Origin of the sequence: Lactococcus taiwanensis (assembly GCF_017068355.1) — a bacterium.
Taxonomy (GTDB): Bacteria; Bacillota; Bacilli; order Lactobacillales; family Streptococcaceae; genus Lactococcus; species Lactococcus taiwanensis.
The window spans coordinates 484,890-507,881 of the sequence record NZ_CP070872.1; the positions used below are offsets into that span (position 1 = coordinate 484,890).

At 37.1% G+C, this 22,992-nt stretch carries 20 protein-coding genes and 1 riboswitch; of the genes, 12 read left to right on the forward strand and 8 right to left on the reverse strand.

Going from position 1 to position 22,992, the window contains the following annotated elements; genetic code table 11:
• Window positions 1-32: 32 nt before the first annotated feature.
• Window positions 33-2,573 (forward strand): M1 family metallopeptidase, encoded by a 2,541-nt coding sequence (locus JW886_RS02470; protein ID WP_205872229.1) that lies wholly within the window; start codon window positions 33-35, stop codon window positions 2,571-2,573.
• Window positions 2,574-2,616: 43 nt separating this feature from the next.
• Here the strand turns inward: JW886_RS02470 and JW886_RS02475 are convergent, their stop codons facing one another.
• The 3 genes from JW886_RS02475 to JW886_RS02485 form a co-directional block, all read right to left on the reverse strand.
• A complete protein-coding gene (locus JW886_RS02475) occupies window positions 2,617-3,804 on the reverse strand; it encodes an MFS transporter (protein WP_205872230.1) in 1,188 nt (395 codons plus the stop codon).
• A 328-nt stretch (window positions 3,805-4,132) separates the two neighbouring features.
• On the reverse strand, window positions 4,133-4,594 hold the full coding sequence (locus tag JW886_RS02480; RefSeq protein WP_205872231.1) for a MarR family transcriptional regulator: 462 nt from the start codon (window positions 4,592-4,594) through the stop codon (window positions 4,133-4,135).
• Complete coding sequence (locus tag JW886_RS02485) at window positions 4,587-5,870, reverse strand: cation diffusion facilitator family transporter (RefSeq protein WP_205872232.1); 1,284 nt, start codon at window positions 5,868-5,870, stop codon at window positions 4,587-4,589. The genes JW886_RS02480 and JW886_RS02485 overlap by 8 nt, the downstream gene beginning before the upstream one ends.
• A gap of 156 nt (window positions 5,871-6,026) precedes the next feature.
• Between JW886_RS02485 and JW886_RS02490 the strand changes: the two genes are divergently transcribed.
• The 5 genes from JW886_RS02490 (at window position 6,027) to JW886_RS02510 (ending at window position 12,088) form a co-directional block, all read left to right on the forward strand.
• Window positions 6,027-6,368: a PadR family transcriptional regulator gene (locus tag JW886_RS02490; protein ID WP_075524863.1), complete on the forward strand. Its 342-nt coding sequence runs from the start codon at window positions 6,027-6,029 to the stop codon at window positions 6,366-6,368.
• A 295-nt stretch (window positions 6,369-6,663) separates the two neighbouring features.
• Window positions 6,664-8,385, forward strand: a complete 1,722-nt coding sequence (lmrC, locus tag JW886_RS02495) for a multidrug efflux ABC transporter LmrCD subunit C (protein ID WP_205872233.1) — start codon at window positions 6,664-6,666, stop codon at window positions 8,383-8,385.
• A gap of 3 nt (window positions 8,386-8,388) precedes the next feature.
• On the forward strand, window positions 8,389-10,383 hold the full coding sequence (gene lmrD, locus JW886_RS02500; protein WP_205872234.1) for a multidrug efflux ABC transporter LmrCD subunit D: 1,995 nt from the start codon (window positions 8,389-8,391) through the stop codon (window positions 10,381-10,383).
• 175 nt (window positions 10,384-10,558) lie between these two features.
• The gene (locus JW886_RS02505) at window positions 10,559-11,824 is read left to right on the forward strand and encodes a UDP-N-acetylglucosamine 1-carboxyvinyltransferase (RefSeq protein ID WP_205872235.1); all 1,266 of its coding nucleotides are present in this window, start codon (window positions 10,559-10,561) and stop codon (window positions 11,822-11,824) included.
• A 45-nt stretch (window positions 11,825-11,869) separates the two neighbouring features.
• Window positions 11,870-12,088: a YdbC family protein gene (locus JW886_RS02510; RefSeq protein WP_075524860.1), complete on the forward strand. Its 219-nt coding sequence runs from the start codon at window positions 11,870-11,872 to the stop codon at window positions 12,086-12,088.
• Window positions 12,089-12,125: 37 nt separating this feature from the next.
• Here the strand turns inward: JW886_RS02510 and JW886_RS02515 are convergent, their stop codons facing one another.
• A complete protein-coding gene (locus JW886_RS02515) occupies window positions 12,126-12,947 on the reverse strand; it encodes a helix-turn-helix domain-containing protein (RefSeq protein ID WP_205872236.1) in 822 nt (273 codons plus the stop codon).
• A 349-nt stretch (window positions 12,948-13,296) separates the two neighbouring features.
• On the opposite strand from JW886_RS02515, the gene JW886_RS02520 reads away from it, so the two are divergent.
• From JW886_RS02520 to JW886_RS02530, 3 genes are read left to right on the forward strand one after another with little or no spacing between them, the layout of a single operon-like run.
• On the forward strand, window positions 13,297-14,250 hold the full coding sequence (locus JW886_RS02520) for a ThiF family adenylyltransferase (protein WP_205872237.1): 954 nt from the start codon (window positions 13,297-13,299) through the stop codon (window positions 14,248-14,250).
• A gap of 34 nt (window positions 14,251-14,284) precedes the next feature.
• On the forward strand, window positions 14,285-15,532 hold the full coding sequence (locus JW886_RS02525) for an MFS transporter (protein ID WP_075524858.1): 1,248 nt from the start codon (window positions 14,285-14,287) through the stop codon (window positions 15,530-15,532).
• 25 nt (window positions 15,533-15,557) lie between these two features.
• Window positions 15,558-17,270 carry an ATP-binding cassette domain-containing protein gene (locus JW886_RS02530; RefSeq protein WP_205872238.1) on the forward strand — a complete coding sequence of 571 codons (1,713 nt, stop codon included), beginning with the start codon at window positions 15,558-15,560 and terminating at the stop codon, window positions 17,268-17,270.
• Window positions 17,271-17,300: 30 nt separating this feature from the next.
• Here the strand turns inward: JW886_RS02530 and JW886_RS02535 are convergent, their stop codons facing one another.
• The 4 genes from JW886_RS02535 to thiT all read right to left on the reverse strand — a co-directional run bounded on the left by JW886_RS02535 (window position 17,301) and on the right by thiT (window position 19,450).
• Window positions 17,301-17,657 carry a DUF3397 domain-containing protein gene (locus tag JW886_RS02535; protein ID WP_205872239.1) on the reverse strand — a complete coding sequence of 119 codons (357 nt, stop codon included), beginning with the start codon at window positions 17,655-17,657 and terminating at the stop codon, window positions 17,301-17,303.
• A gap of 23 nt (window positions 17,658-17,680) precedes the next feature.
• Entirely contained in the window at window positions 17,681-18,229 is a 549-nt protein-coding gene (locus tag JW886_RS02540; RefSeq protein ID WP_075524855.1) for a biotin transporter BioY, read from the reverse strand.
• Between the two features lie 102 nt (window positions 18,230-18,331).
• A complete protein-coding gene (locus JW886_RS02545) occupies window positions 18,332-18,808 on the reverse strand; it encodes an aminoacyl-tRNA deacylase (protein ID WP_200407039.1) in 477 nt (158 codons plus the stop codon).
• A 99-nt stretch (window positions 18,809-18,907) separates the two neighbouring features.
• The gene (gene thiT / locus JW886_RS02550; protein WP_205872240.1) at window positions 18,908-19,450 is read right to left on the reverse strand and encodes an energy-coupled thiamine transporter ThiT; all 543 of its coding nucleotides are present in this window, start codon (window positions 19,448-19,450) and stop codon (window positions 18,908-18,910) included.
• A gap of 47 nt (window positions 19,451-19,497) precedes the next feature.
• Window positions 19,498-19,597: riboswitch (TPP riboswitch) on the reverse strand.
• Between the two features lie 548 nt (window positions 19,598-20,145).
• On the opposite strand from thiT, the gene JW886_RS02555 reads away from it, so the two are divergent.
• The 3 genes from JW886_RS02555 (at window position 20,146) to JW886_RS02565 (ending at window position 22,900) form a co-directional block, all read left to right on the forward strand.
• Window positions 20,146-21,006 carry a MetQ/NlpA family ABC transporter substrate-binding protein gene (locus tag JW886_RS02555; protein WP_205872241.1) on the forward strand — a complete coding sequence of 287 codons (861 nt, stop codon included), beginning with the start codon at window positions 20,146-20,148 and terminating at the stop codon, window positions 21,004-21,006.
• A 130-nt stretch (window positions 21,007-21,136) separates the two neighbouring features.
• Window positions 21,137-21,997 carry a MetQ/NlpA family ABC transporter substrate-binding protein gene (locus tag JW886_RS02560; protein WP_205872242.1) on the forward strand — a complete coding sequence of 287 codons (861 nt, stop codon included), beginning with the start codon at window positions 21,137-21,139 and terminating at the stop codon, window positions 21,995-21,997.
• Window positions 21,998-22,036: 39 nt separating this feature from the next.
• Window positions 22,037-22,900 carry a MetQ/NlpA family ABC transporter substrate-binding protein gene (locus tag JW886_RS02565; protein ID WP_205872243.1) on the forward strand — a complete coding sequence of 288 codons (864 nt, stop codon included), beginning with the start codon at window positions 22,037-22,039 and terminating at the stop codon, window positions 22,898-22,900.
• Window positions 22,901-22,992: the final 92 nt, after the last annotated feature.

Below are 22,992 nucleotides of genomic sequence, written 5' to 3' on the forward strand. Positions count from 1 at the left end.
ATTTTGAAAAGGACAGTGGTATAGGAGAAGATATGGCTGTAAAACGTTTAATAGAAGCTTTTGTACCAGAAAATTATAAAATTTTCCTCGATATTGACCGTAAAACCAAGAAAATAAAGGGTCAAGTGGCAATTACTGGGGAAGCAAAAGATAGTGTTATTGCCTTTCATGCCAAAGGGTTACACTTTAATAAAGTTCGTGCTTTTAGTGTCGATACAAACTTCATTGAAAATGAAGAAGATGAAGAAATCGTTGTTAAAATTGGTGAAACAGGGCGCGTGACGGTTTCATTTGAATATGAAGCTGAATTGACTGACAACATGATGGGAATTTACCCTTCATACTATGAAGTCAATGGTGAAAAGAAAATGCTCATTGGTACACAATTTGAAAGCCACTTTGCTCGTCAAGCCTTTCCTTCTATTGATGAACCAGAAGCAAAAGCAACCTTTGATTTGTCAGTAAAATTTGATGAAGAAGAAGGCGACATCATTGTTTCAAACATGCCAGAACTCTTGAATATTAATGGAATTCACGTTTTTGAACGTACTGTCAAAATGAGTTCTTACCTTTTGGCTTTTGTATTTGGTGAACTTCAATTTAAAAAAGGAAAAACAAAATCTGGTGTTGAAGTAGGTGCTTTTGCAACGAAAGCTCATAGTGAAGCTGCGCTTGATTTCCCGCTTGATATTGCTATTCGTTCCATTGAATTTTATGAAGATTACTATAAAACGCCGTATCCACTCCCACACAGTTGGCACATTGCCTTACCTGACTTTTCGGCAGGAGCAATGGAAAACTGGGGCTGTATCACTTATCGTGAAGTTTGTATGTTGGTTGACCCTGAAAATGCAACCATTCAAAGCAAACAATATGTCGCAACCGTTATTGCACACGAATTGGCACACCAATGGTTCGGTGACTTAGTCACGATGCAATGGTGGGATGACCTCTGGCTTAATGAATCATTTGCTAACAACATGGAATATGTCTGTATAGATGCTTTGGAACCAAGTTGGAACGTTTGGGAATCCTTCTCAATCTCAGAAGCCAATATGGCACTGAATCGTGATGCAACTGATGGCGTCCAATCTGTCCACGTTGAAGTGACTCACCCAGATGAAATTGGAACACTCTTTGACCCAGCAATCGTTTATGCCAAAGGTTCACGTTTGATGGTGATGCTTCGTAAATGGCTTGGCGATGAAGATTTTGCTGCTGGTTTGGCCCTTTACTTCAAACGCCACCAATACGGCAATACAGTCGGAGATAATCTTTGGGATGCCTTGGCTGAAGTCTCTGGAAAAGATGTGGCAGCATTTATGCATTCATGGGTTAACCAACCAGGCTACCCTGTCGTTACTGCCGAAGTCATTGATGATACTTTAGTTTTGAGTCAAAAACAATTCTTCGTTGGTGAGGGTGCTGATAAAGGACGTTTGTGGAATGTTCCTTTGAATACAAATTGGTCAGGATTGCCAGACTTACTTTCTTCTGAAAAAGTTGAAATTCCAGGTTTTGCTGCTTTGAAAGCAAAAAATAATGGTAAAGCCCTCTTTTTGAATGATGCAAATATGGCTCATTACATTATTGATTACAAAGGACAATTGTTGACAGACCTCCTCTCAGAAGTTGAGACTTTGGAGAATGTCACTAAATTCCAACTCTTGCAAGATCGTAAATTATTGGCTAAAGCAGGTGTCATTTCTTATGCGGACGTCGTAAATATCTTGCCAGCATTTACCAATGAAGAATCTTACCTTGTCAATACTGGTTTGAGTCAACTCATTAGCGAATTGGAACTTTTTGTTGATGAAGATTCAGAAACTGAAAAAGCTTTCCAAAGCTTGGTAGGAAAACTTTTCGCTAAAAACTATGCTCGCTTAGGCTGGGATAAAGTTGCTGGTGAATCTGCTGGTGATGAGAGTCTTCGTGGAATTGTTTTGAGTAAAACTTTGTATGCTGAGAATGCAGATGCCAAAGCAAAAGCCAGTCAAATCTTTGCAGCACATAAAGAAAATCTGGCAGGAATTCCGGCTGACATTCGTCCAATTGTTTTAAATAATGAAATTAAGACGACAAATTCTGCTGAATTGGTTAAGACTTATCGTGAAACTTATGTTAAAACGAGCTTGCAAGAATTTAAACGTGAGCTTGAAGGGGCTGTCGCATTAATCAAAGACGAAAAAGTCATTGCTGAATTGCTTGAAAGCTTCAAAGATGCGGATATTGTGAAGCCACAAGATATTGCTTTCTCTTGGTTCTACCTTTTGCGCAATGATTTTTCACAAGATGCTGCTTGGGCTTGGGAAAAAGCAAACTGGGCTTTCCTTGAAGAAAAATTGGGTGGAGATATGAGTTATGATAAATTTGTTATCTATCCAGGAAATACTTTTAAAACTGCTGATAAATTAGCAGAATATAAAGCCTTCTTTGAGCCTAAATTAGAAAATCAAGGCTTGAAACGTTCAATCGAAATGGCAATCAAGCAAATCACAGCACGTGTTGCTTTGATTGATAGCCAAAAGACTGATGTCGAACAAGCTATTGCCAAAATTTCTGAAGAATTATAATGAATAAAAAATCACCTTTTAAAGGTGATTTTTTTATTCATTTTTAATCTGACTTTGGTTTTGATAGCACAAGTAGAGCGATCATTAGAAAGATAAATCCCATGAGTGCTGGAGCAAAATGACCAAGGCTGATGTAGATTTGTCCACCAATTAAAGGGCCTATCACGCGAGTAAGTGCTTGAAGTGCTTGACTTCCACCTTGAAGTTTACCTTGTTCGGAAGAAGTCGCTGATTTTGAAAGTTTACCGTTAAAGGCAGTTCCAAAAATACTATCTCCAAAAGCAAAGATAAACATTGCCAGAATGAAGAAGGGCCACATTTTAGAAAAAGCAGAAAGCGCGAAAAGGAAGTAACCAATTATTTCGCAGACTAGTGCCAAACGGATGAGTTTATCTTCATTAGCTAATTTTAGAAGTCTTGGCATGATAAAGATTTGAGTCAAGATATCCATTAAACCCATAATGGAGATGGCTAGGCCAATTAATACAGGCGTCCAAGCAAAAGAATCTAATGAAAATTGACTAATAATTGCTTGGAGTGCACCATTTGGCAGCCAAAGTAAGAGTCCGGCAAAGAGCAGACGGTTGAGATTTTTCATGCGTAAGAGCTGAAAAAGTTGTGTGAAAGGATTGAGTTGTTTAAGTGAAAAATTACGTGTACGATGAGTTTCAGGCAAGCTCTCGTTCATTACGAATGCACCGTAAAGAAGATTGGCGATTGAGATGAGGGCACCGAAGTAAAAGGGCACTGAATTGCCAAAATGAGCCAAAAGTCCTCCAACTGTTGGGCCAGAAATTGTTCCAACACCAACGGCGGCGGCTGTCCAACCAAAAACTTTCGTGCGATTTTCTTCATCAGTAATATCAGCGAAGTAAGCAAAGAGAGTCACGATATTTCCACCAGTTAAACCATCAATGATTCGTCCGAGAAAAAGCATCCAGAGACTACCCGCTAAGCCAAAGATAAGATAACCAAGAGCAGAGCCAGCTAAGGAAAAGAGTAAGACTTGTTTACGACCAAAGCGGTCTGATAAAGAACCAAGAGCAGGAGCGGCAAAGAAAGTACAGAGAGCATAGATTGCCATTAAACTAGTAACAATGAGAGCTTGGTCATGAGCATTAGCAAAAGGTGCGACCATAAAAGGAACGACTGGTGAGATGATTGTAAAACCAAGTCCTGTCAGGAAAGTGGTGATAAGCCCAAAAGTGAGGGCGTGTTTATTAATTTTCATAGGCAAAACCTCCATAAGATATGAGCCCGACTGTGTTGAAGTGATGAAATTTAGAAAAATTGGTGGTTCTGCCCAACAGGCAGGTTCAAAATTTTGTCTTTTTCATAAACTTCTAGCGGTCTGAACTCAATTACAATGATTGATGATGATTTCTTAGGAAGTTTTTTGCGCAGACTTGCGTCTGCTAAAGTGAAATCTATAGACTTTGTGATTTCACTTTTGTACACAGTTTCCTCGGAAACAAAAATAGTATATCATAACATTGTTTCCGTGTCAACAAAAAATAAATAAAAAAAAGCAGTCAGTAAAAATTAATTTACTGACCGGCTTATTTTTCGATGTTTTTTCGGATAGAAGAATCAAGATGCTTATTATATTTATTGAGAAATTCTAAAATGTTACTGACCGCTTCGTCAGTAAGTTCGTCAAAGATCACTTGATCATTTTCTGCAAATTTTTGGTGGAGTGCCTCGTGACGAGCGTTAATGCTTTTACCTTTTGACGTCAGTTGAAAATAAATTTCTTTTTTATTATCTGGAAGTTGGTAACGCGCGATGTAGCCTTTATCCAATAATTTTTTGGTAATTTTGCTGGCCGCGCCCCGTGTCATATAAAGATGGTCGGCAAGACGGGTCACATTCGGCTGCGCATTATTAGCAATATATTCTATTGCTTCAATTTCTGAAAGAGAAATGTCAGTAAATTCAGCCTCCATTTGCGGGCGATAATGGGCTTCGATTTTATTGAAGAGGTTGGTTAAGCTACTCATGATGCGTTCTTGCTTAGTCATCGGCTCCCCCCGTAACTTTTTTTGTAGTCTGACGATAGAGGCAGCGCCAATAGTCATTACGACGCCAAATACTTGTGACCACAAAGTCTTGCTCATTTTGCCAATAATCGTAAGTTAATATGAAGGTTTTTTTACTGACTTGATAACTTTTATAGTTACTGATGGATAAAGGGGTTACTGACCGCTCTGTCAGTAAGTCCTGCGGATTTTTTTCGGATTGAAGCACTTGCTCAGCGGATAAGTCCAGACCGTTTAACTTTTCCAAAGCTTCCAAGTGTTGACCATCAGCTAGTATTTCTTGAAAATTCTTGGCCGTTAATCGGTCAAGATTGCGATGATTAAGCAGCTGTTCTTCTTTTGCCAGTAATTCTAAAGCGCGGCTGGCGTAATGCTCTTCTTCGGGTAAGGCAGCTGGTTCGACGTGGACATCAACGTCATAGACTCCAAAACCATCAATTAACATATTTTCAATGAATTCGGTGGCTTCATGGCTTTCATATACGCTCAAGTCTGGTGACATTTCAACCACAACATCAAGAAAAACATTGCTGCCATAAGTACGTCCGCGGACCATTTTTACGCCCTTGACTTTCGGGACGAGATTAATGGCTTCTTTATATTCTTCTACGAGGGTTTCGTCAAAGCCATCAGACAAACTAAACACAGACTCATGAAAAATGTCATAGGCAGTCTTGAGAATAAAACCGCAAATGATAACGGCCATCAGTGTATCCAACCATTCCCAGCCGATGCTGCTTGCCACGATTGCAATCGCCGTTCCAATCGAAGTGACTGCATCCGATAGATTATCCTTGCTTGCCGCAGAAAGAGCTTGTGAATTTGTTTTTTTAGCAAGCTCACGATTGTAGAGGTAAACCGCAAGCATAATCACTGCTGAAATAAGTCCCACAATCGCGCCAAGCGGATCGATGGGGTGATTTTCACCAGAGAGAATAGTCATTACCGTCTCGCGCAACACTTCAAAGCCTACAAAGAACATGATAAAACTAGAGATTAAGCTAGCGATAGATTCAATTTTCCAGTGGCCATATACATGATCACTATCTGCTGGAATACGAGCGATACGTAAACCAATCAGAATAGCGATATTGCCGAGAATATCGGTCAAATTATTGAAACCGTTGGCTTGTAAAGCACTTGAATGAACAATTGTTGCAAAGGCAATCTGCCCAACAGAGAGGATAATATAAGCAATAATAGAGACCCAAACTCCCTTCTCAGCGAGTTTTAGGTTCTGTGTACTTGAAGCAGTCATCGTATTCCTCCAGAATTTTTCATCCCTATATTATAACATTTTTAAAAGCTAAAAAATTATAAAAAAAAAGAATATACATAAATAAAACCAGTACCTTGACTTACACAGTAATATGAAGTAAAATGTAAACTGTGAAAAAAGAAGAAAGGAGAGCGGATGGCAGAAATACCGAAAGAAATGTTACGGGCTCAAACCAATGTCATTTTGCTAAATGTTTTAAAGCAAGGTGATAATTATGTATATGGCATTATTAAACAAGTGCGCGAAGCTTCAAACGGTGAGTTAGAACTTAATGAAGCTACTTTGTATACGATTTTTAAACGTCTTGAAAAAGAGGGGATTATCAGTTCCTATTGGGGAGATGAAAGTCAAGGCGGTCGGAGAAAGTATTATCGCTTGACGGAAATAGGTCATGAAAATATGCAACGTGCTTTCGAATCTTGGGCAAGAGTAGATCAAATTATTGAAAACATTGAGAAATCTAATAAGCTCAAATAAAGAATAAAGGATTGCCCACGCCTAGGCATTAAATCGGATAAAAATAACGCTAATAATCGTTGACAATCGGTTCAAAAAGCGCTAAACTAACCTTTGTTAGTTTGAACTTTGAAAAACTAATCATATTAATTAACAGGGTTAACATCTAGCGCTTGTTTACTAAAAAAAATAATGTTATAATGATTTGCTTTAAAAATTTCCACGGTCTACTTCAGGACCTGAAATTTAAATCATTTCAAGTAAATGTATTGTTGCATTTCCAAAAGAAAGGAATTTTATGATCTTCAAATCAATCATGAAGCATAAGTGGGTTGCACTTTTTTCAATTCTTTCAACCTTCATTTATGCTGGAGTACAGCTGTATCAGCCCCAAATCATGAAACATATCATGACCGTAATGTCCTCTACCACTTCGACACGCCACCAAATGGCAGATAAAGTCCAAGGGTACGGCATTGAACTTCTTATCGTCGCTGGAATCGGAATTATTTTTGCGATTGCAAGTACTTTGAGTGCCGCACGTATCGCTCAAGAAATTGGTGCCGATGTCCGGGAAGCGACCTACAAAAAAATTAATACTTTTTCATACGAAAATATCGAACAATTCAATGCCGGGAATCTTGTTGTTCGGATGACCAACGACGTGACACAAGTTCAAAACTTGATGATGATGGTTTTCCAAATCTTGATGCGTATCCCTGTTTTACTTATTGGGGCAGTGGTACTTTCTATTACGACGATGCCGAAATTATGGTGGATTACTGTTCTTTTAATTGTATTGATTGTTTTGGTTACAGCCGTTTTGATGGGACGCATGGGCCCTCACTTTATGGCTTTCCAAAAGTTGATGGACCGTATCAATGCCATTGCTAAACAAAACTTGCGCGGTGCTCGTGTGGTTAAATCTTTCGTGCAAGAGAAAAATCAAATGGAAGATTTTGATAAGACCTCAGATGAGCTTTATGGTCATAACTGGGCCGTTGGGAAACTTTTCTCAGCGATGATTCCTCTTTTTACCGTTATCGCACAAGGTGCTATTTGGTTAGCCATCTATTTCGTTTCTACCTATGTAACAGATTCTCCAACAGTTGCGCAAGATAGTATTGGTGGGATTGCGACATTCATGACTTACATGGGAATGATCATGTTTGCTATTATCATGGGTGGTATGATTTCAATGTTTGCTTCACGTGGTATGGTCTCTATTGGACGTATTAATGAAGTATTAAATACTGACCCTGCTATGAAATTTGACGAAAACGCCAAAGATGAAGTACTCACAGGCTCTGTCAAGTTTGAACATGTATCGTTTGCTTACCCACATGATGAAGAAGCTACTTTGAAAGACATTAGCTTTGAAATTGAACCAGGTCAAATGGTTGGGATTGTTGGAGCGACTGGTGCTGGTAAATCTACATTGGCACAATTGATTCCAAGACTCTTTGACCCCACAGAAGGTACTGTTTCAGTTGGTGGAAAAGATCTTAAAACAGTTAGTCGTGGCACATTGAAGAAAAATATTTCTATCGTTCTTCAAAAAGCCATCCTTTTCTCAGGAACAATTGCTGGAAATATCAAACAAGGGAAAGCCGATGCTACTGATGAAGAAATGAATCGCGCTGCACGCATCGCCCAAGCCGCAGAATTTATTACAACTAAAGATGGTCAATATGATTCTGAAGTTGAAGAACGCGGAAATAACTTCTCAGGTGGTCAAAAGCAAAGACTTTCAATCACACGTGGAGTTGTTAAAAATCCAAATGTCTTAATTTTAGATGACTCAACATCAGCTTTGGATGCCAAATCTGAAAAATTGGTCCAAGAGGCTTTGGATAAAGAACTTAAAGATACAACAACAATTATTATTGCTCAAAAGATTTCATCAGTTGTCCATGCGGATAACATCCTCGTGCTTGACCAAGGAAAATTGGTAGGGCAAGGAACTCACCAAGAATTGGTTGAAAATAACACGGTCTACCAAGAAATCTACGCCACACAGAAAGCACAGGAGGACTAAGACATGGAGAATACTAAAACCACAAAGAAAATGTCTGACACCACACGTGCCATTCGCTTTTTCTACCTCTATCTCAGAAAATACAAACTCCAATTCCTTGTCATTATGATTTTTATCATTTTGGCAACTTGGTTACAAGTTGTAGCCCCTTCCCTTTTGGGAGATGCCATCACTAATTTGACTAAATATGTGACTGATTTCTTTACACATCAGCATGCTGGTCAATCCCAAGATGCACTACAACAAATTGCTCAACAACTAAGCCAACAAATGCACCAAACAGTAGATTGGCACAATGTTCCTGAAGTTGTGAAATCTTTGCCACAAGCAGCACAAGATCAAATCACAGCGAACCTTCCTAAAGGAACAACTTTAGAAACACTCAAAACAGTGGCAACTTCACATGCAGCCAGCACTTCTACATTCATGAAAGGAATGTGGCAATTGCTTGCAGTCTATGTAGCAACAGGTGTATCAATGTTGATTTATACCTTGCTCTTTAGCCGTATCGTTGCTCATTCAACAAATCGCATGCGTAAAGGTTTGTTTGGTAAACTTGAACGTTTGACAATTTCATATTTTGACCGTCATCAAGATGGTGATATCCTTGCTCGTTTCACATCTGACTTGGATAACATTCAAAATACTTTAAACCAAGCACTCGTTTCAGTTATTTCAAATGCTGCGGTCTTTGTGGGTGTCATTATCCAAATCTTCAATAAAGATGTGACATTCGCTTGGTTGACAGTTGCCGCTTCTCCAGTTGCCATTTTATCTGCTGTTATTATCATTCGTCAATCGAAAAAAGCAACAGACAAACAACAAGAAGAAGTTTCACAACTTAACGCCTATATGGATGAAAAAATATCTGGGCAAAAAGCGATTATCGTCGAAGGATTGCAAGAAGATTCTATCAACGGCTTCTTGAGTCATAACGAAAATGTTAAAAAACGTACCTTTGCTGCCCAAGCATGGTCTGGTATGATTTTCCCATTGATGAATGGTTTCCAACTTTTGTCAATCGCGATTGTTATTTTTGGTGGTACAGCTTATGTCCTTAATGATGACAAAATGTCTATTGCAACAGGTTTAGGACTTTTGGTTGCCTTTGTTCAATATGTTCAAAGTTATTATAACCCAATCATGCAAGTTTCTTCAAACTTTGGTCAACTTCAGTTGGCCATCACAGGGGCTACTCGCTTGAATGTCATGTTTGATGAGCCCGAAGAAGTGCGCCCTGAAAATGGTGTGAAATTTGAAGCCATTAAAGAAGGGGTTCAAATTGAAAATCTAGACTTTGAATATTTACCAGGCAAACCTGTCTTGCGCAATGTTAATATTGATGTTAAACAAGGACAAATGGTGGCACTTGTAGGTCCAACCGGATCAGGTAAGACAACCGTGATGAACTTAATGAACCGCTTCTACGATGTTAATGGCGGAGCAATCAAGTTTGATGGAACTGATATTCGCGCGTTCGATTTGGATAGCCTTCGCTCAAACGTCGGGATTGTTTTGCAAGAATCTGTTCTCTTTGATGGAACGATTGCGGATAATATCAAGTTTGGTAAGCCAGATGCTACCCAAGAAGAGATTGAAACAGTAGCGAAGACCACACACATTCATGAATTCATCGAAAGCTTGCCAGACGGCTATAATACGCATGTCTCAGATGATGAATCAGTCTTCTCAGTTGGTCAAAAGCAACAAATTTCTATCGCACGGACGATTTTGACAAATCCAGAACTTTTGATTTTGGATGAAGCAACTTCAAATGTTGATACGGTTACTGAGCAACAAATTCAGTGGGCGATGGAAGCTGCTATCGCAGGCCGGACTTCATTTGTTATTGCTCACCGCTTGAAAACAATTCTTAATGCCGATAAGATTGTTGTCCTTAAAGATGGTGAAGTGATTGAAGAAGGAAATCACCATGAACTTGTCGCACAAGGTGGCTTCTACTCTGAGCTCTATCATAATCAATTTGTTTTTGAATAAATAGGATCATCTATATAATAAAGATTTAATAACCCGCAACTAAAATTTTTGGTTGTGGGTTTTCTTTGGGTAAAAAAGTCTAGGAAAAACACATATAAAATGTTAAAATAGATGTCGGTTCTTAAAATGTAACTTTTTTAAGATTAAGAAAAGATGAAAAGCGATTTAATATACGATGAAAAAAATAGTCATAAATGGTGGCAAGCGGATTTCGGGGACTATCTCAATCTCCGGGGCAAAAAATTCAGTGGTTGCATTAATTCCTGCGACCATCTTAGCTAATGATATTGTGACACTAGAGGGTGTACCAGACATTTCTGATGTTGCAAGTTTAGTTGAAATTATGGAAATCATGGGAGCCAAAATTGAACGTAATTTTGAAGAAGGACGACTTGTGATTGACACACGTAGCGTGGTATCTCGTCCACTTCCTTACGGGAAAATTAACTCTTTACGTGCTTCTTATTATTTCAATGGGGCTCTTTTAGGACGCTTTGGACAAGCAACGGTTGGTCTTCCAGGCGGCTGTGACTTAGGACCACGTCCTACAGACTTACATGATAAAGCCTTTAAAGCTTTGGGGGCTAGGAAGATTCAAGAAGAAGAAGCAGAGCATTTGGAAGTAATCGGAGACTCACTGATTGGGACGACAATCTACATGGATGTCGTATCAGTAGGGGCGACAATTAATACCATGCTTGCTGCGAGTCGTGCTAAAGGAGTGACTATCATTGAGAATGCTGCTCGTGAACCTGAAATTATTGATGTTGCGACTTTGCTCAATAATATGGGTGCTCAAGTCCGTGGAGCGGGTACAGATATTATCCGAATTACAGGGACAGAGGAAATGCATGGTGCTCGGCATACAGTCATTCCAGATCGGATTGAAGCGGGGACTTATTTGGCTTTAGCGGCTGCAATAGGTGATGGTGTAGTTATTGAAAATGTGATTTACGAACATTTGGAATCTTTTATTGCAAAACTTGAAGAAATGGGTGTTCGCTTGACTATTCGTCAAGATAGTATTGAAGTGCACAAATCTGAAAACTTAAAAGCTGTAAATATCACGTCGGTTCCTTATCCTGGTTTTGCAACTGACTTGCAACAACCAATCACCCCTCTTTTATTGCAAACAAAAGGCCGGGGCTGGATTGTTGATACAATATATGAAAAACGAGTAAATCATGTCCCTGAACTTGCACGAATGGGTGCAGATATTTCCGTGCTAGATGATCGAATTCTCTATGAAGCACCTAATGAGTTAACTGGTGCGTGCGTTAAAGCAACTGATTTACGTGCCGGGGCTGCTTTGGTTACAGCAGGCGCAATTGCTAAAGGAACGACACAAATTTCTAACATTGAATTTATCTTGCGGGGTTATGATCATATCATCGAAAAATTGACTGCTGTTGGGGTAGATATTCAATTGATTGAAGCGTGACAAAAGCGAATAAAAATCGTATAACTTAAAGAGAGAGGAAAGTAGATGGCCGATAAGTTAAAATTTGAAATCATTGAAGAACTGATTGTTCTTTCTGAAAATGCAAAAGGTTGGCGTAAAGAATTAAATCGAGTTTCTTGGAATGATGCCGAACCAAAATACGATATTCGAACTTGGTCACCTGATCATGAGAAAATGGGTAAAGGAATTACTTTATCTGAAGAAGAATTTGCTGTTCTCTTAAAAGAATTAGGAAATAAATAAAGAAAAAAACCCTGAGATTTCAGGGCTTTTTTCTTTATTAATGCTCAGACTCAAGAGTGTTGAAAAGTTTAAAGACCTCGGCATAAGAATTTAAAAGAGAAGAAGCCTCATGATTTTCAGGGTTTATTTTTAAATCATATAATGCTTTCAAATAGACCATAGTTACTTTCTCATAAAAAAATAAATCACTCTTAGTATGTGACTCAAGATATGTAAAAAGCAGAGGGAGAGAATCTAAAAAATTATTTTCTATAAATATGGGGATAAGGCGAAGAATTATCTTAAGAATTTTAGGATTTAGATAGTATCCATTTTCGCTAGATATAATTTTTCGAATTAATTGATCTAATGTTTTATTATCAAGTAGATGAAGACAAGAGTTATAAAGACTAAGTTCATAGGCACAGAATTTATTAATTGAAAGCAGATATTCTTTTAGATAGAGAATGTCTTTTTTATTTACTTGCATATTAGGGTCAATCAGATGAAGTTGGGATTTGATTTGGATAATATTGAGTTTGTAACGTTTTATACTAGGGTGAAGCGTAAGCAAGTCAGCCTCTATTTTTAGGAGTTGTTGAAGTTTTTCTTTATCTTTAATCTCAAATTTTTGACAAAAGTCATAATTAAAAAGAGAACCTTTAGGTAAGTTAGAAAAATAGGCTTCATGATAAAATTCCTCAAGGGTGACATTGATTGCCTCAAGACTACTAAGAAACTTTGTAAGCGTCATGTCTGTCTGGCCTCTTTCAAATTTGGAAATTTGGGCATAAGAAATATCTTCCCTAGCCACTTCTTTAATTTCCATATTTTTTAACTTTCTCAGCCTTCTAAATGTTCTTCCTAAGTTAGTATCCATAATCTTCTCCATATGTTCATATATGATTATTTTTTTTTGGTTAAAGCATTGACTTTAATATTAATAATATTATATAATAATTTCATAATTTTCAGTAAATTAAAGTTTTTTAGTTTTATATATTGAAAGAAGGTGAGTCCAATGCAGGTAAGAATAAATAGTTTTTAATATTAAAGGAAAGGAGAAGAAAGATGGAAGAAAAAATTATTGAAGATATTATGTCAGATATTATTATCGTCAACGCAGAAGGAACAGAAGTTAATATTTGTGTTATTGCAAAATAGATTTCCAATATAAATGAGGAGAATAAGTAGCCATAAGATTAAACCTTTTGGCTATTTTTAAAATAATGATAGTAATAAATCGGTCAAAATTCATTGAAATCTCAGATGAGGGGCTTTCATTTTATGATGGAAATCATAAAAAGATTGTTCGATATAATAAGCAGATATGGTTAAAAATAATAGAATGGTATCAGATACCACGGGAACTGGAAGAAATACCACAAGATATTTTGCCTATGAACGAAATGATAGCATTAAAAAAAGTTCTTTTAAAATTAAATGTTCTCAAAGAGGATAAAGCAATTTTAAAATCTTTTGAGAGGCTTAATAACTTTTATGATTGTTATGGGGGAAAAAGTTTAGAAGAGATTAGCAAAATAAAGGTAATGATATGGGGATGTGGTACAGTTGGAACGGCAATTGTCGATAACTTGGCAAAAATGGGAGTTAAAAATTTTTTGCTTATTGATTCGGATATTGTAGAGGAGAAGAATATCATTGCACAATCGATTTATCAGAAAGAAGATATCGGGTTAAAAAAGGTTAGGGTAGTAAAAAACTATTTAGAAATGCTTAATATTGGAGAATTTAATATTGAAATTAGTGATAATTTTATAAAAAATGAAAAAGAATTTAAAGATAATTATCAATATTATCGCTCTGATTTTATGGTTGATTGTGCAGATGTCAAAAATGAAGAATTAGATATTCAATTTATTAAATTTGCTCGACAATATGATGGAGTTTATCTTTCTACAGGATATGCGGATGATAACGATTATATTTTTAAAGTATCGAATGACTTTGGTAAATTTGAAAATTTTATGAGAAGTAATTGGGGAAGTTCCAAAAAGAAATATCAGTTATCAAGTAACAGAGGAGTCATTATAGATTCTCAACTTTTGGGTAGTTTAAGTGCTCGTAGTATTATTAATCATATACTTGGTCTAGACAAAGAAGACCGGTTGCTTGAAATAAATTTATTTAATCTAACAATGAGAAATATTCCTCTTGAATAAAATTAATTGAGTCAAATGAAAACTAGGAAAAATTATGAAAACTTTTTTTGTAAAAAATAAACTGCCAACTATTTTTTTGATGTTCCTTTTTGGAAATTTAGCGAGTGGAACTTTAACTTTTATGATCTCGTGGACAGTTTTAAGACAAACACATCAGGCTGCACAATTTGCTTTGCTATCTACAACATCTTCTTTGGTGATGCTTATTAGCATGCCTTTAATTGGAATAATTGTTGATAAGTATAATCACAAATACTTACTTTTGGTTGCTCAGGGATTTAGTATCTTCGTTTTGTTAATTTTCATTTTGCAACCTTTTCATAGTTTAATTGTTTACATTATTTTTTCTATTGGTCTTGATTTGGGAGATTTATTGTTTTCAATTACGATGTACGCTTCTGTAAAAGCAATATCTACTGATAAGACTGAAATGTCAAAGATAAATGGAATTGAGCAAGGGATTGGCGCTTTGTTTGCCATTATATCTCCAGCAGTTGCTGGATTTATTCTTACTTTTATTTCGGTTAAAAAATTTTCTTGGGTCGAATTAATTTGTGAAGGTATTGTCATTTTTTTGGTCGTTCAACTCAGCTTCAAAAATGCTCATACTAAGAACGAAGAAAACTCTGGAGGAAAAGAATCTAAAGCTGTAGGCCCTTCTTATAAAAAAGTTTTACAAGTTTTGAGAAATAAGTATCTGGTATTGATAATTGTTTCTATTATGATTGTTCTCAATTTTTTATTGGGAGCTATCAATGTTGGAATTCCTTTTGTTTTAAATAAAAATTATCAAGGAAATACAATGATTCTTGGTATAGTTCAGCTTTGTTTCCCTTTGGGAATTATTTTGAGCAGTTTTTTAGTACAAAAATTACCCCAAATTAAACTTTTTAAATTATTGAAAATTTCCTATTTTTCCTGTGCTTGTGTTTTGTTTTCTTTTGGGATTGTGTTGAGTTTTTTGATGAAACAGATGATTTTTGCGGTTGGTGCTCTTGCTCTTCTCATGTTATTGATAGGCTTGGGACTGGGTTTTTCAAGGATACCAATGATGACCTTCGCACAAAATAATATTCCAGAAAATATTCAAGGGAGAGCATTTTCAATTATTGATACTTCGGCACAAATTCTTTCCCCGCTTGGTTTAATGTTTTATGGTTTTTTGTTTGACAGACTTTCTGGTAATTGGATTTATTTATGCTCTGCTTTTTTGATGTTTATTGTATTATTGGTTGGATTTTATTTTGTGGATAGAGCGGATAAGGGAAATTACATTTATTAAATTTTTAGATGAAACTGGAGATGATATGAGAAAATTTAAATCGTATTTTTTGTTGCTTTTTGAGGGATTGAAAACTTTTTCTAATGCGAGTAGGTGGGGGACTTTTGTGCTTGTTATTTTGGTTCCGATTGAAGCACTTGTTCCGACAGGGATTATTTTTTCTATTCAAAAAGTAACAACCGAACTGGCTAAAGGTTCGGTTTTTTCGATGAGTTGGGGAATTTTTTGGGCAGTTTTGCTTTTGATCTCAAATATTATTCCGCCAGCGACAACGGCTATTTCAGGTTATTTGACGGACGTCTTGATTGCAAACATTAATCAAAAATTAATAGATAAAGCAAGTGAAATCAAGTCATTGGAAGTTTTTGAAAATGATGAATTCTATAATGATGTGGAAACAGTTAGGAGTGAACTTTCTTGGCGACCAGTAAATTTAATTGTTTTCACGCTTTCCAATGTTCGTTATATTATTTCTTTACTTTCTTTGCTTGTTTTACTTTTTAACTATACTTGGTGGTTACCTTTAGCAATCGTGATTGTTTTAGTACCTCAAAGTTTAATTCATTATCGAATTCAACAGGAGGCTTTTGAAACTTTGGTAACAAGGCGACCAGAAGCACGTAAGATGAATTATCTACTAGAAATTGCCTTAAATCGTGATTATGCTAAAGAGAGTCGTCTTTTCAATGTTTTTTATTTTTTGAAGAAACGGTATTGGAAACTCTTTTACACGGTACATAAGGAAGAAAATCGGATACGTATGCGACAATTTGGAATTGCTTTGATTTTTATTATTATAAGTTCACTTGTATCAATGTTCGCTTTTATTTATCTTGTATTTCAAGTTCGTTCAGGTAAATTATCTCTTGGAATTGTCGTTGGTTTTGCTTCAAGTTTGGTTGCAGCAATTTCGGCCTCGAATGGCCTAGTAGAGGAATCTGACCTGCTTTATGATACTTTGATGTGGTTGGAGAAATATCTTAAATTGATGAGAAAGTCATTCACTGAATCCGGCTATAAAAGTATTACTGAAATCAATCAAATTAGTTTAGATAATGTATCCTTTGCCTATCCAAAAGAAAATCAAAAAGTTCTTAAAAGTATTTCTCTTGGGATTAAAAAGGGGGAAAAAATCGCTATTGTAGGTCAGAATGGTTCCGGGAAATCAACCTTATTGAAATTATTAGCTGATTTATTTACTCCGACAAGTGGTCAGATTTTAATTAATAATGAAGATTTAAGAGAAATAAAGCATGAAGACTACTGGGCAAAAATTTCTCCTGTATTTCAGGATTTTTCAAGATTTAAATTTTCTGTCGGAGATTCTATTAGTTTTGAAGAGAAAACAGGAGTTGATGAAGCTTTACAATTTTCAGGATTGCCTGATTTGAATTCAGAACTTCAATTGGGCAAGGAGTTTGGTGGAACTGATTTGTCAGGAGGACAATGGCAGAAGTTAGCAATTGCTAGAGCTTTTTATAAAAATAATGTGGAACTGTATCTTTTTGATGAGGCTAATAGTGCACTTGATGTGCACAGTGAAAAACAACTCTATCAAAAATTGATGGAGCTGTCTGCTGGAGCAACAGTAATTTGGATTACTCATCGAATGACTTCAGTCAAATTATCTGATAAAGTTATCTACTTAGATAAAGGCAAGGTTTTAGGGTTTGATTCTCATGAAAATCTGTTAAAAAATGAAAACTATGCGTCTTTGTATCGAGAACAATTTGAATAAAAAAACTGCTCATTACAATCGGGCAGTTTTTTAATGGGTAAATGTTATCACAATAAGGATAAGATAAATAATCAAAGTAATAAAGAAGGTCAAGCGCCACCAGAGTTTTAAAAAGCGACGATAACTGAAACGTTTATAATAGAATAAATCAAGTAGTAGAAGGACTAAAGCTAAGCCAGATATAATGAGGAGGTAATAGGGAAGGATGCTAATACTTGTGATATTTTTGGAAAAAATTTGCATACCAAAAATCAAAAAAAGGGTGAAGACATCGGGGATTTTTAGTTTGCGATTGGTCAGATGACGAAGTCTAAAAAATTTAAAAATAAAGACTAAAGCGATGAAAACAAGAAGGGGGTAAAGCGCAATCAGGACTTTTATAAACATAGCTTAATTGTAGCGGTTTTGCCTTAGTTTGTAAAGTATTTGTTTGTGTGAGAGAGGGCGTTAACAAGGGCTAAACCAAAGCTCGTCACTAGAATGGCTTTGAGGATTTCTACAGGTAAAAAGGCGATGAAACCAGTTTGAAAAGCGACAGGCCAAGAGAGTTGCGCAGCTACCTTTAACCAAATTGCTCCAAGGATGAGCATAAGGCTATGGCCGAGAATATTTATCGTAAACGAGAGTAAAGGTCGATAGTTCACTTTGTGAAGCGCCCAAGAAATAAGGGTGCCAACTAAGAGGAAGGCAACCAAGAAACCTCCTGTAGGGCCAAAGAGCACACCGATACCAGAGCTTCCTCCGGTAAAAACAGGAATACCAATGCAACCCATAATAAGATAAAGTAAAACGGCGAGGAAAGTTTCGCGAGCTTTAAGAACAGTAGCCACTAGTCCAATTGCAAGGGTTTGAAGAGTGACGGGCACGATTCCGATAGGAATGGAGAGAGGAGAGAGTGCAGCAATGATAGCAGCCCCAATTGCGATCATTGTGAGTGATGAGAGATTAGAATTTTTCATTTCAGTATCCTTTGTTTTATAGATAAAATAAAATATACTAAAAAAGTGAGTATTTTGCAAATTGAAAGGCGTAAAAAAAAGCCTAGGGCTTTTTTATTAGAATTATTCACGGAGTTCAGCAAACTGGGCATGGACAAAATCTGCGAGGACTTGAGGCGCTATCTTGATGCTACGTCCAAGTTCTCCAGCAGAACAGATAATATAGTCCTGCTCCAAGGCGATCGTGTCAAGATAGATGGGGAATTTTTTATTTTGCCAAATTCCAACGGGATTGTTGGCACCATGAATGTAACCCGTTGTTTTTTGTAAATCTTTTTGGGGAATCATGCTTACTTTTTTATTTCCAGAAATTTTGGCTAATTTTTTTTCTGAAAGATGTTCAGTTAAGGGTAAAACCCCGATGATTGGGCCTGTCTTGTCTCCTATGAGCGCTAATGTTTTGTAAATGTCGCTCCGTGTCACACCCTCTGGTAGAGTTTTTGACTCTAAAGCATTAATCGCTAGTCCTGTGTGTTCGATTTTTGCTTTATCCAGTATTTGTTCAACTAAAGTTTTTTTTAATTTTTGCTTTTTTGCCATAACTGTATTATAGCGCATGTCTAAAAAAACAACAATTTTTAGTGTGGCAGCTGATAAGGAAAAAAGTAAGTGAAAGGTTACTGACCCGTCTGTCAGTAATTATCTGATGGACAATAATTGGGGGAATTTTTTGACGAAAAGAGTGAGAATAATGCAGGCTGCTATTGCTGTCAAAATGCCACTGATTCCATTAACTGCAAGCGAATAGGCGATAGCACCCCAACCTTTCCACGCGTATTGACTCCAAAAGATAATTCCAGCAAGAAAATGAAAGAAGTATTTGGCAAGAACGGCTATAAATACCCCACTAAGAAGAGGAAAAAGCTGAAGGGATTGCGCTTTTGGCCGAAAAAGTCCAGCTAAGCCTAGGGAAAGAGGCGCTACAAGGTATTCTAGACCAGCTTGACTGAGAGTGAGGATGTAAGCATGACCGGTAATCATTGCTAAAATCCCCCAGACTAGCCCGCCGATAACCCCAGCGAGAAAACCACGACGTAAGCTCAAGATGAGTATAGGGATACAGGCAATCTCGATAATGATCCAGCCGTAAACGGTATTTGGAATAAGGCTGATGATGAAGGCGAGTGCCGCCATGAAGGCAATTTCCGTTAATAAACGGACATTGAACTTAGAATTAGACATAAAAAAAGCTCCTTTTTGATGCGCACAAAAGGAGGGTTAGAAATTAGACGTTTGTCTTAACACATTCCTACGCTGGCATTACCCAGATCAGGTCAGATGGTATTTCTCGCTACTGACAGCTCTGTCAGTAGACCCATTGTGCAAATATTTATTTTTTACAATTACTAGTTTAGCATAAATACTTAGGAAAAGCAGTCAATTAATTTGTAAGAAAAAATTGAACCTTAAAAAATATTTAAGGAGACATAAAAAAATGGTAATTCGAATGCGGTCAACTTTTTGTTAAAATTACTTCATAGACAAATTCAGACAGCAAAACGCGGTCAAGTAAGTAATGGTGGAAGTTAGCACAGAGAGCTTGTGGAGGTGGGAGCAAGCCTAACGGAAACCAGGAAAATGGCTTGATAGACGCAGTGAAAGTAAGGTTATACTGAGCTTTCAACGGAGTGGTTCACGTTATTGAACTTGAAAGTAGCCTTTGGTTGAGGCGCTTCTTTTTGAACAATTGTCAAGAAGCAGACTTTGCCAAAGCGCTTGAATCAAGAATGGTACCACGATTTAGCTCGTTTCTTATTAAAGAACGGGCTATTTTTGTTTTACTGAGTTGTCGAGTCCAGCCTGAGTGTGCACGCTTAGGCTGGATGAGTTATTATTGTTATCAAATAAAAGGGAAAAGAAGAATAAGGGAGAACCAAATGAATCCAAGAAATCGAAATATTTTAATCGCTGTCGTTGTCGTTGTTATCGTTGCTGTTGCTGCATTCTTTGGACTGACACACAAATCAGGACAAACAGCCGCAGCTGATAAAACGGTCAATATCGGGATTATGACAGGAACTAAAGAAGATGATACCATCTGGAATACGGTGGCTAAAACGGCGAAAGATAAGTACAATATTACTCTCAAATTTACGCATTTCACTGACTACACACAGCCTAACACTGCTCTAAAAAATGGTGATGTAGACTTAAATGCTTTCCAACATTACGCTTTCTTAAATGCTTGGAATAAAGCAAATAAAGGGAATTTACAAGCCATCGGAAATACCGTTATCTCTCCAATTCGCATTTATTCTAAAAAAATAACTTCTTTAAATGAGATTAAGGATGGCGACACTATTGCGGTACCCAATGATGCTTCTAATGAAAGTCGTGCGCTGTACGTTTTAAAAAATGCAGGATTGATTGGGCTTGATGTTTCAGGAGACAGTTTAGCAACTGTAAAAGACATTAATTCTAATCCTAAAAATCTTGCGATTAAAGAATTGGATGCTGCGCAAACACCACGTGCGCTTGATTCAGTAGCAGCAGCAGTCATTAATGATGATTTTGCTACGACAGGGAAATTGACGTCAAAACAAGCCATTTTCACTGAGCCTGTGAATAAAGATAGTAAGCAATGGATTAATATCATTGTGGCAAATAAAAAAGATGTGGATAACAAACTTTACAAGGATGTAGTGAAAGCTTATCAAACTGAAGCAACTAAAAAAGCGATTGAAAAAGCTTACCCAGATAAAAGTAAAATTGCAGCTTGGGGTCTCGATCTCGACTAAACACAAGCGCTCCTCACTGACAAGAGTCCCTTTGAAAAAGGGGCTCTTGCTCCTAATGAAAGGCTGACGGACGCTAAGAAAGTTACTGACAGAGCTGTCAGTTCAAAAAAATCCATATCAGGAGAAAAATATGAATCCAAAAAAACGTAATCTTATTATCGGTCTGGTTGCCTTAGTGATTATTGTGGTCGTGGCTGGTGTGACACTTTGGCATCCCGCAAAAAAATCTGCTGCTTCCGGTCAAACGGTTAAAGTTGGCATTATGAGTGGGGACAAACAAGATCAAGCGGTCTGGAAATCCGTTGCTAAAACAGCACAGGATACTTACGGCTTGACCCTTAAATTTGTATATTTTACTGACTACAATCAACCCAATGAAGCGCTGCTCTCTGGCGATATAGATGTTAATGCTTTCCAATCTTACAACTATGTGAAAACATGGAATAAAGCACATAAAAGTGACATTGTTGCTGTTGGAAATACCTACATTACTCCGATGCACATTTACTCTAAGCAGGTCAAAAAACTTGCTGAGGTTGAAAATGGAGCGACAGTAGCCATTCCTAATGATCCTTCTAATGAAAGTCGAGCGCTCTTTGTATTACAAAGTGCGGGGTTGATTAAGTTGAACACCACAGACTCTAGTAAATTAGTCAGTTTGCCCGACATTACAGAAAATGAGCACAACTTGAAACTTAAAGAAGTAGATGCGAGCCAGACACCACGTGCTTTAGATTCTGTAGCCCTGTCCGTAGTAAATTATAACTATGCTTCAGCAGCGAGTCTTCCGAAGTCTGAGTCAGTTTACATGGAGCCTCTTAATAAAACCTCAGCCCAATACATCAATTTTATTGCGGCGACGAGCAAAGAAAAAAATAATAAAATTTACAAAGAAGTTGCCAAAGCTTATGCTTCAAAGGCGACAGAAAAAGCAATCAAAGAACAATATCCAGATGGCGGAGAATTGCCTGCCTGGAATTTGAAACTCTAAAGAGCTGACGGAGCGGTCAGTAATTGATGAAGGGGAAAAATGAACCGTCCAAGAAATCGTAAACTAGTTCTTAGCTTTGCCATTGTAGTTGTACTCATCCTGCTGATCAGCTTTTTCGCTTTGAGGCAAAGAATAAGGACAAACCAAGCTACGGATAAAGTTGTAAAAATTGGCTTGATGCCAGGCGGCAAGCAAGAAGATATTATTTGGAAACAAGTGCAAAAAAATGCCAAAGAACAGGAAGGCATTACACTAAAGTTTGTTAATTTTACGGATGGTGACCAACCCAATAAAGCGTTGGCGAGTCATGAAGTAGATCTGAACGCTTTTCAACATTATGCTTACTTGAAATCCTGGAATAAAGCTAACAATGGAAATATCGTATCAATTGGTGATACAATTGTAACGCCGATTCATTTGTATTCGACAAAGTATAAAAATGTAGCTGAGCTTCCTGATCAAAGTACAATCGCTATTCCAAACGATGTGACAAATGAGAGTCGTGCGCTCTATGTCTTGAAAAATGCGGGGCTTATCGGCTTAGATACCTCAAAGGGAGCCTTAGCCACTGTCAAATCCATTCAATCTAATCCAAAACATCTTATCATCAAAGAGATTGATGCTGCGCAAACAGCGAGAGCATTAGATTCGGTAGCGGCTTCGGTCATCAACTATAATTTTGCTATTTCCGCAAAGATTTCTGAGAAATATTCTATTTTTACTGAACCTCTCAATGCGGACTCTGCTCAGTGGATTAACTTTATTGCAGCTAATAAGGCGGATAAAAATAATAAAGTTTACAAGGCAGTTGTTAAAGCTTATCAACAAGAAAATATCGCCAAGTTGATTAAAAAAGAATATCCCGATGGCGGTGAAGTCCCTGCTTGGAATTTGAACTTGTAGTTAGGAAAATTCTCGTTAAAACAACGAGATTTTCTGTCAGTACTGACACAGCATTACTGATGCTTTTGTCAGTAGGGCCAGAGAATAAAAAA

What these genes read in the sequence shown, in the direction of transcription:
- JW886_RS02510 (WP_075524860.1), top strand. Translation starts at nt 11,870, where the DNA reads ATGGCCGATAAGTTAAAATTTGAAATCATTGAAGAACTGATTGTTCTT.
- JW886_RS02530 (WP_205872238.1), top strand. Translation starts at nt 15,558, where the DNA reads ATGAGAAAATTTAAATCGTATTTTTTGTTGCTTTTTGAGGGATTGAAA.
- JW886_RS02475 (WP_205872230.1), bottom strand. Translation starts at nt 3,804, where the DNA reads ATGAAAATTAATAAACACGCCCTCACTTTTGGGCTTATCACCACTTTC.
- JW886_RS02520 (WP_205872237.1), top strand. Translation starts at nt 13,297, where the DNA reads ATGATAGTAATAAATCGGTCAAAATTCATTGAAATCTCAGATGAGGGG.
- thiT (WP_205872240.1), bottom strand. Translation starts at nt 19,450, where the DNA reads ATGTCTAATTCTAAGTTCAATGTCCGTTTATTAACGGAAATTGCCTTC.
- JW886_RS02525 (WP_075524858.1), top strand. Translation starts at nt 14,285, where the DNA reads ATGAAAACTTTTTTTGTAAAAAATAAACTGCCAACTATTTTTTTGATG.
- JW886_RS02485 (WP_205872232.1), bottom strand. Translation starts at nt 5,870, where the DNA reads ATGACTGCTTCAAGTACACAGAACCTAAAACTCGCTGAGAAGGGAGTT.
- JW886_RS02540 (WP_075524855.1), bottom strand. Translation starts at nt 18,229, where the DNA reads ATGAAAAATTCTAATCTCTCATCACTCACAATGATCGCAATTGGGGCT.
- JW886_RS02565 (WP_205872243.1), top strand. Translation starts at nt 22,037, where the DNA reads ATGAACCGTCCAAGAAATCGTAAACTAGTTCTTAGCTTTGCCATTGTA.
- JW886_RS02560 (WP_205872242.1), top strand. Translation starts at nt 21,137, where the DNA reads ATGAATCCAAAAAAACGTAATCTTATTATCGGTCTGGTTGCCTTAGTG.
- JW886_RS02480 (WP_205872231.1), bottom strand. Translation starts at nt 4,594, where the DNA reads ATGACTAAGCAAGAACGCATCATGAGTAGCTTAACCAACCTCTTCAAT.
- JW886_RS02515 (WP_205872236.1), bottom strand. Translation starts at nt 12,947, where the DNA reads ATGGATACTAACTTAGGAAGAACATTTAGAAGGCTGAGAAAGTTAAAA.
- lmrD (WP_205872234.1), top strand. Translation starts at nt 8,389, where the DNA reads ATGGAGAATACTAAAACCACAAAGAAAATGTCTGACACCACACGTGCC.
- JW886_RS02545 (WP_200407039.1), bottom strand. Translation starts at nt 18,808, where the DNA reads ATGGCAAAAAAGCAAAAATTAAAAAAAACTTTAGTTGAACAAATACTG.
- JW886_RS02490 (WP_075524863.1), top strand. Translation starts at nt 6,027, where the DNA reads ATGGCAGAAATACCGAAAGAAATGTTACGGGCTCAAACCAATGTCATT.
- JW886_RS02535 (WP_205872239.1), bottom strand. Translation starts at nt 17,657, where the DNA reads ATGTTTATAAAAGTCCTGATTGCGCTTTACCCCCTTCTTGTTTTCATC.
- JW886_RS02555 (WP_205872241.1), top strand. Translation starts at nt 20,146, where the DNA reads ATGAATCCAAGAAATCGAAATATTTTAATCGCTGTCGTTGTCGTTGTT.
- JW886_RS02470 (WP_205872229.1), top strand. Translation starts at nt 33, where the DNA reads ATGGCTGTAAAACGTTTAATAGAAGCTTTTGTACCAGAAAATTATAAA.
- lmrC (WP_205872233.1), top strand. Translation starts at nt 6,664, where the DNA reads ATGAAGCATAAGTGGGTTGCACTTTTTTCAATTCTTTCAACCTTCATT.
- JW886_RS02505 (WP_205872235.1), top strand. Translation starts at nt 10,559, where the DNA reads ATGAAAAAAATAGTCATAAATGGTGGCAAGCGGATTTCGGGGACTATC.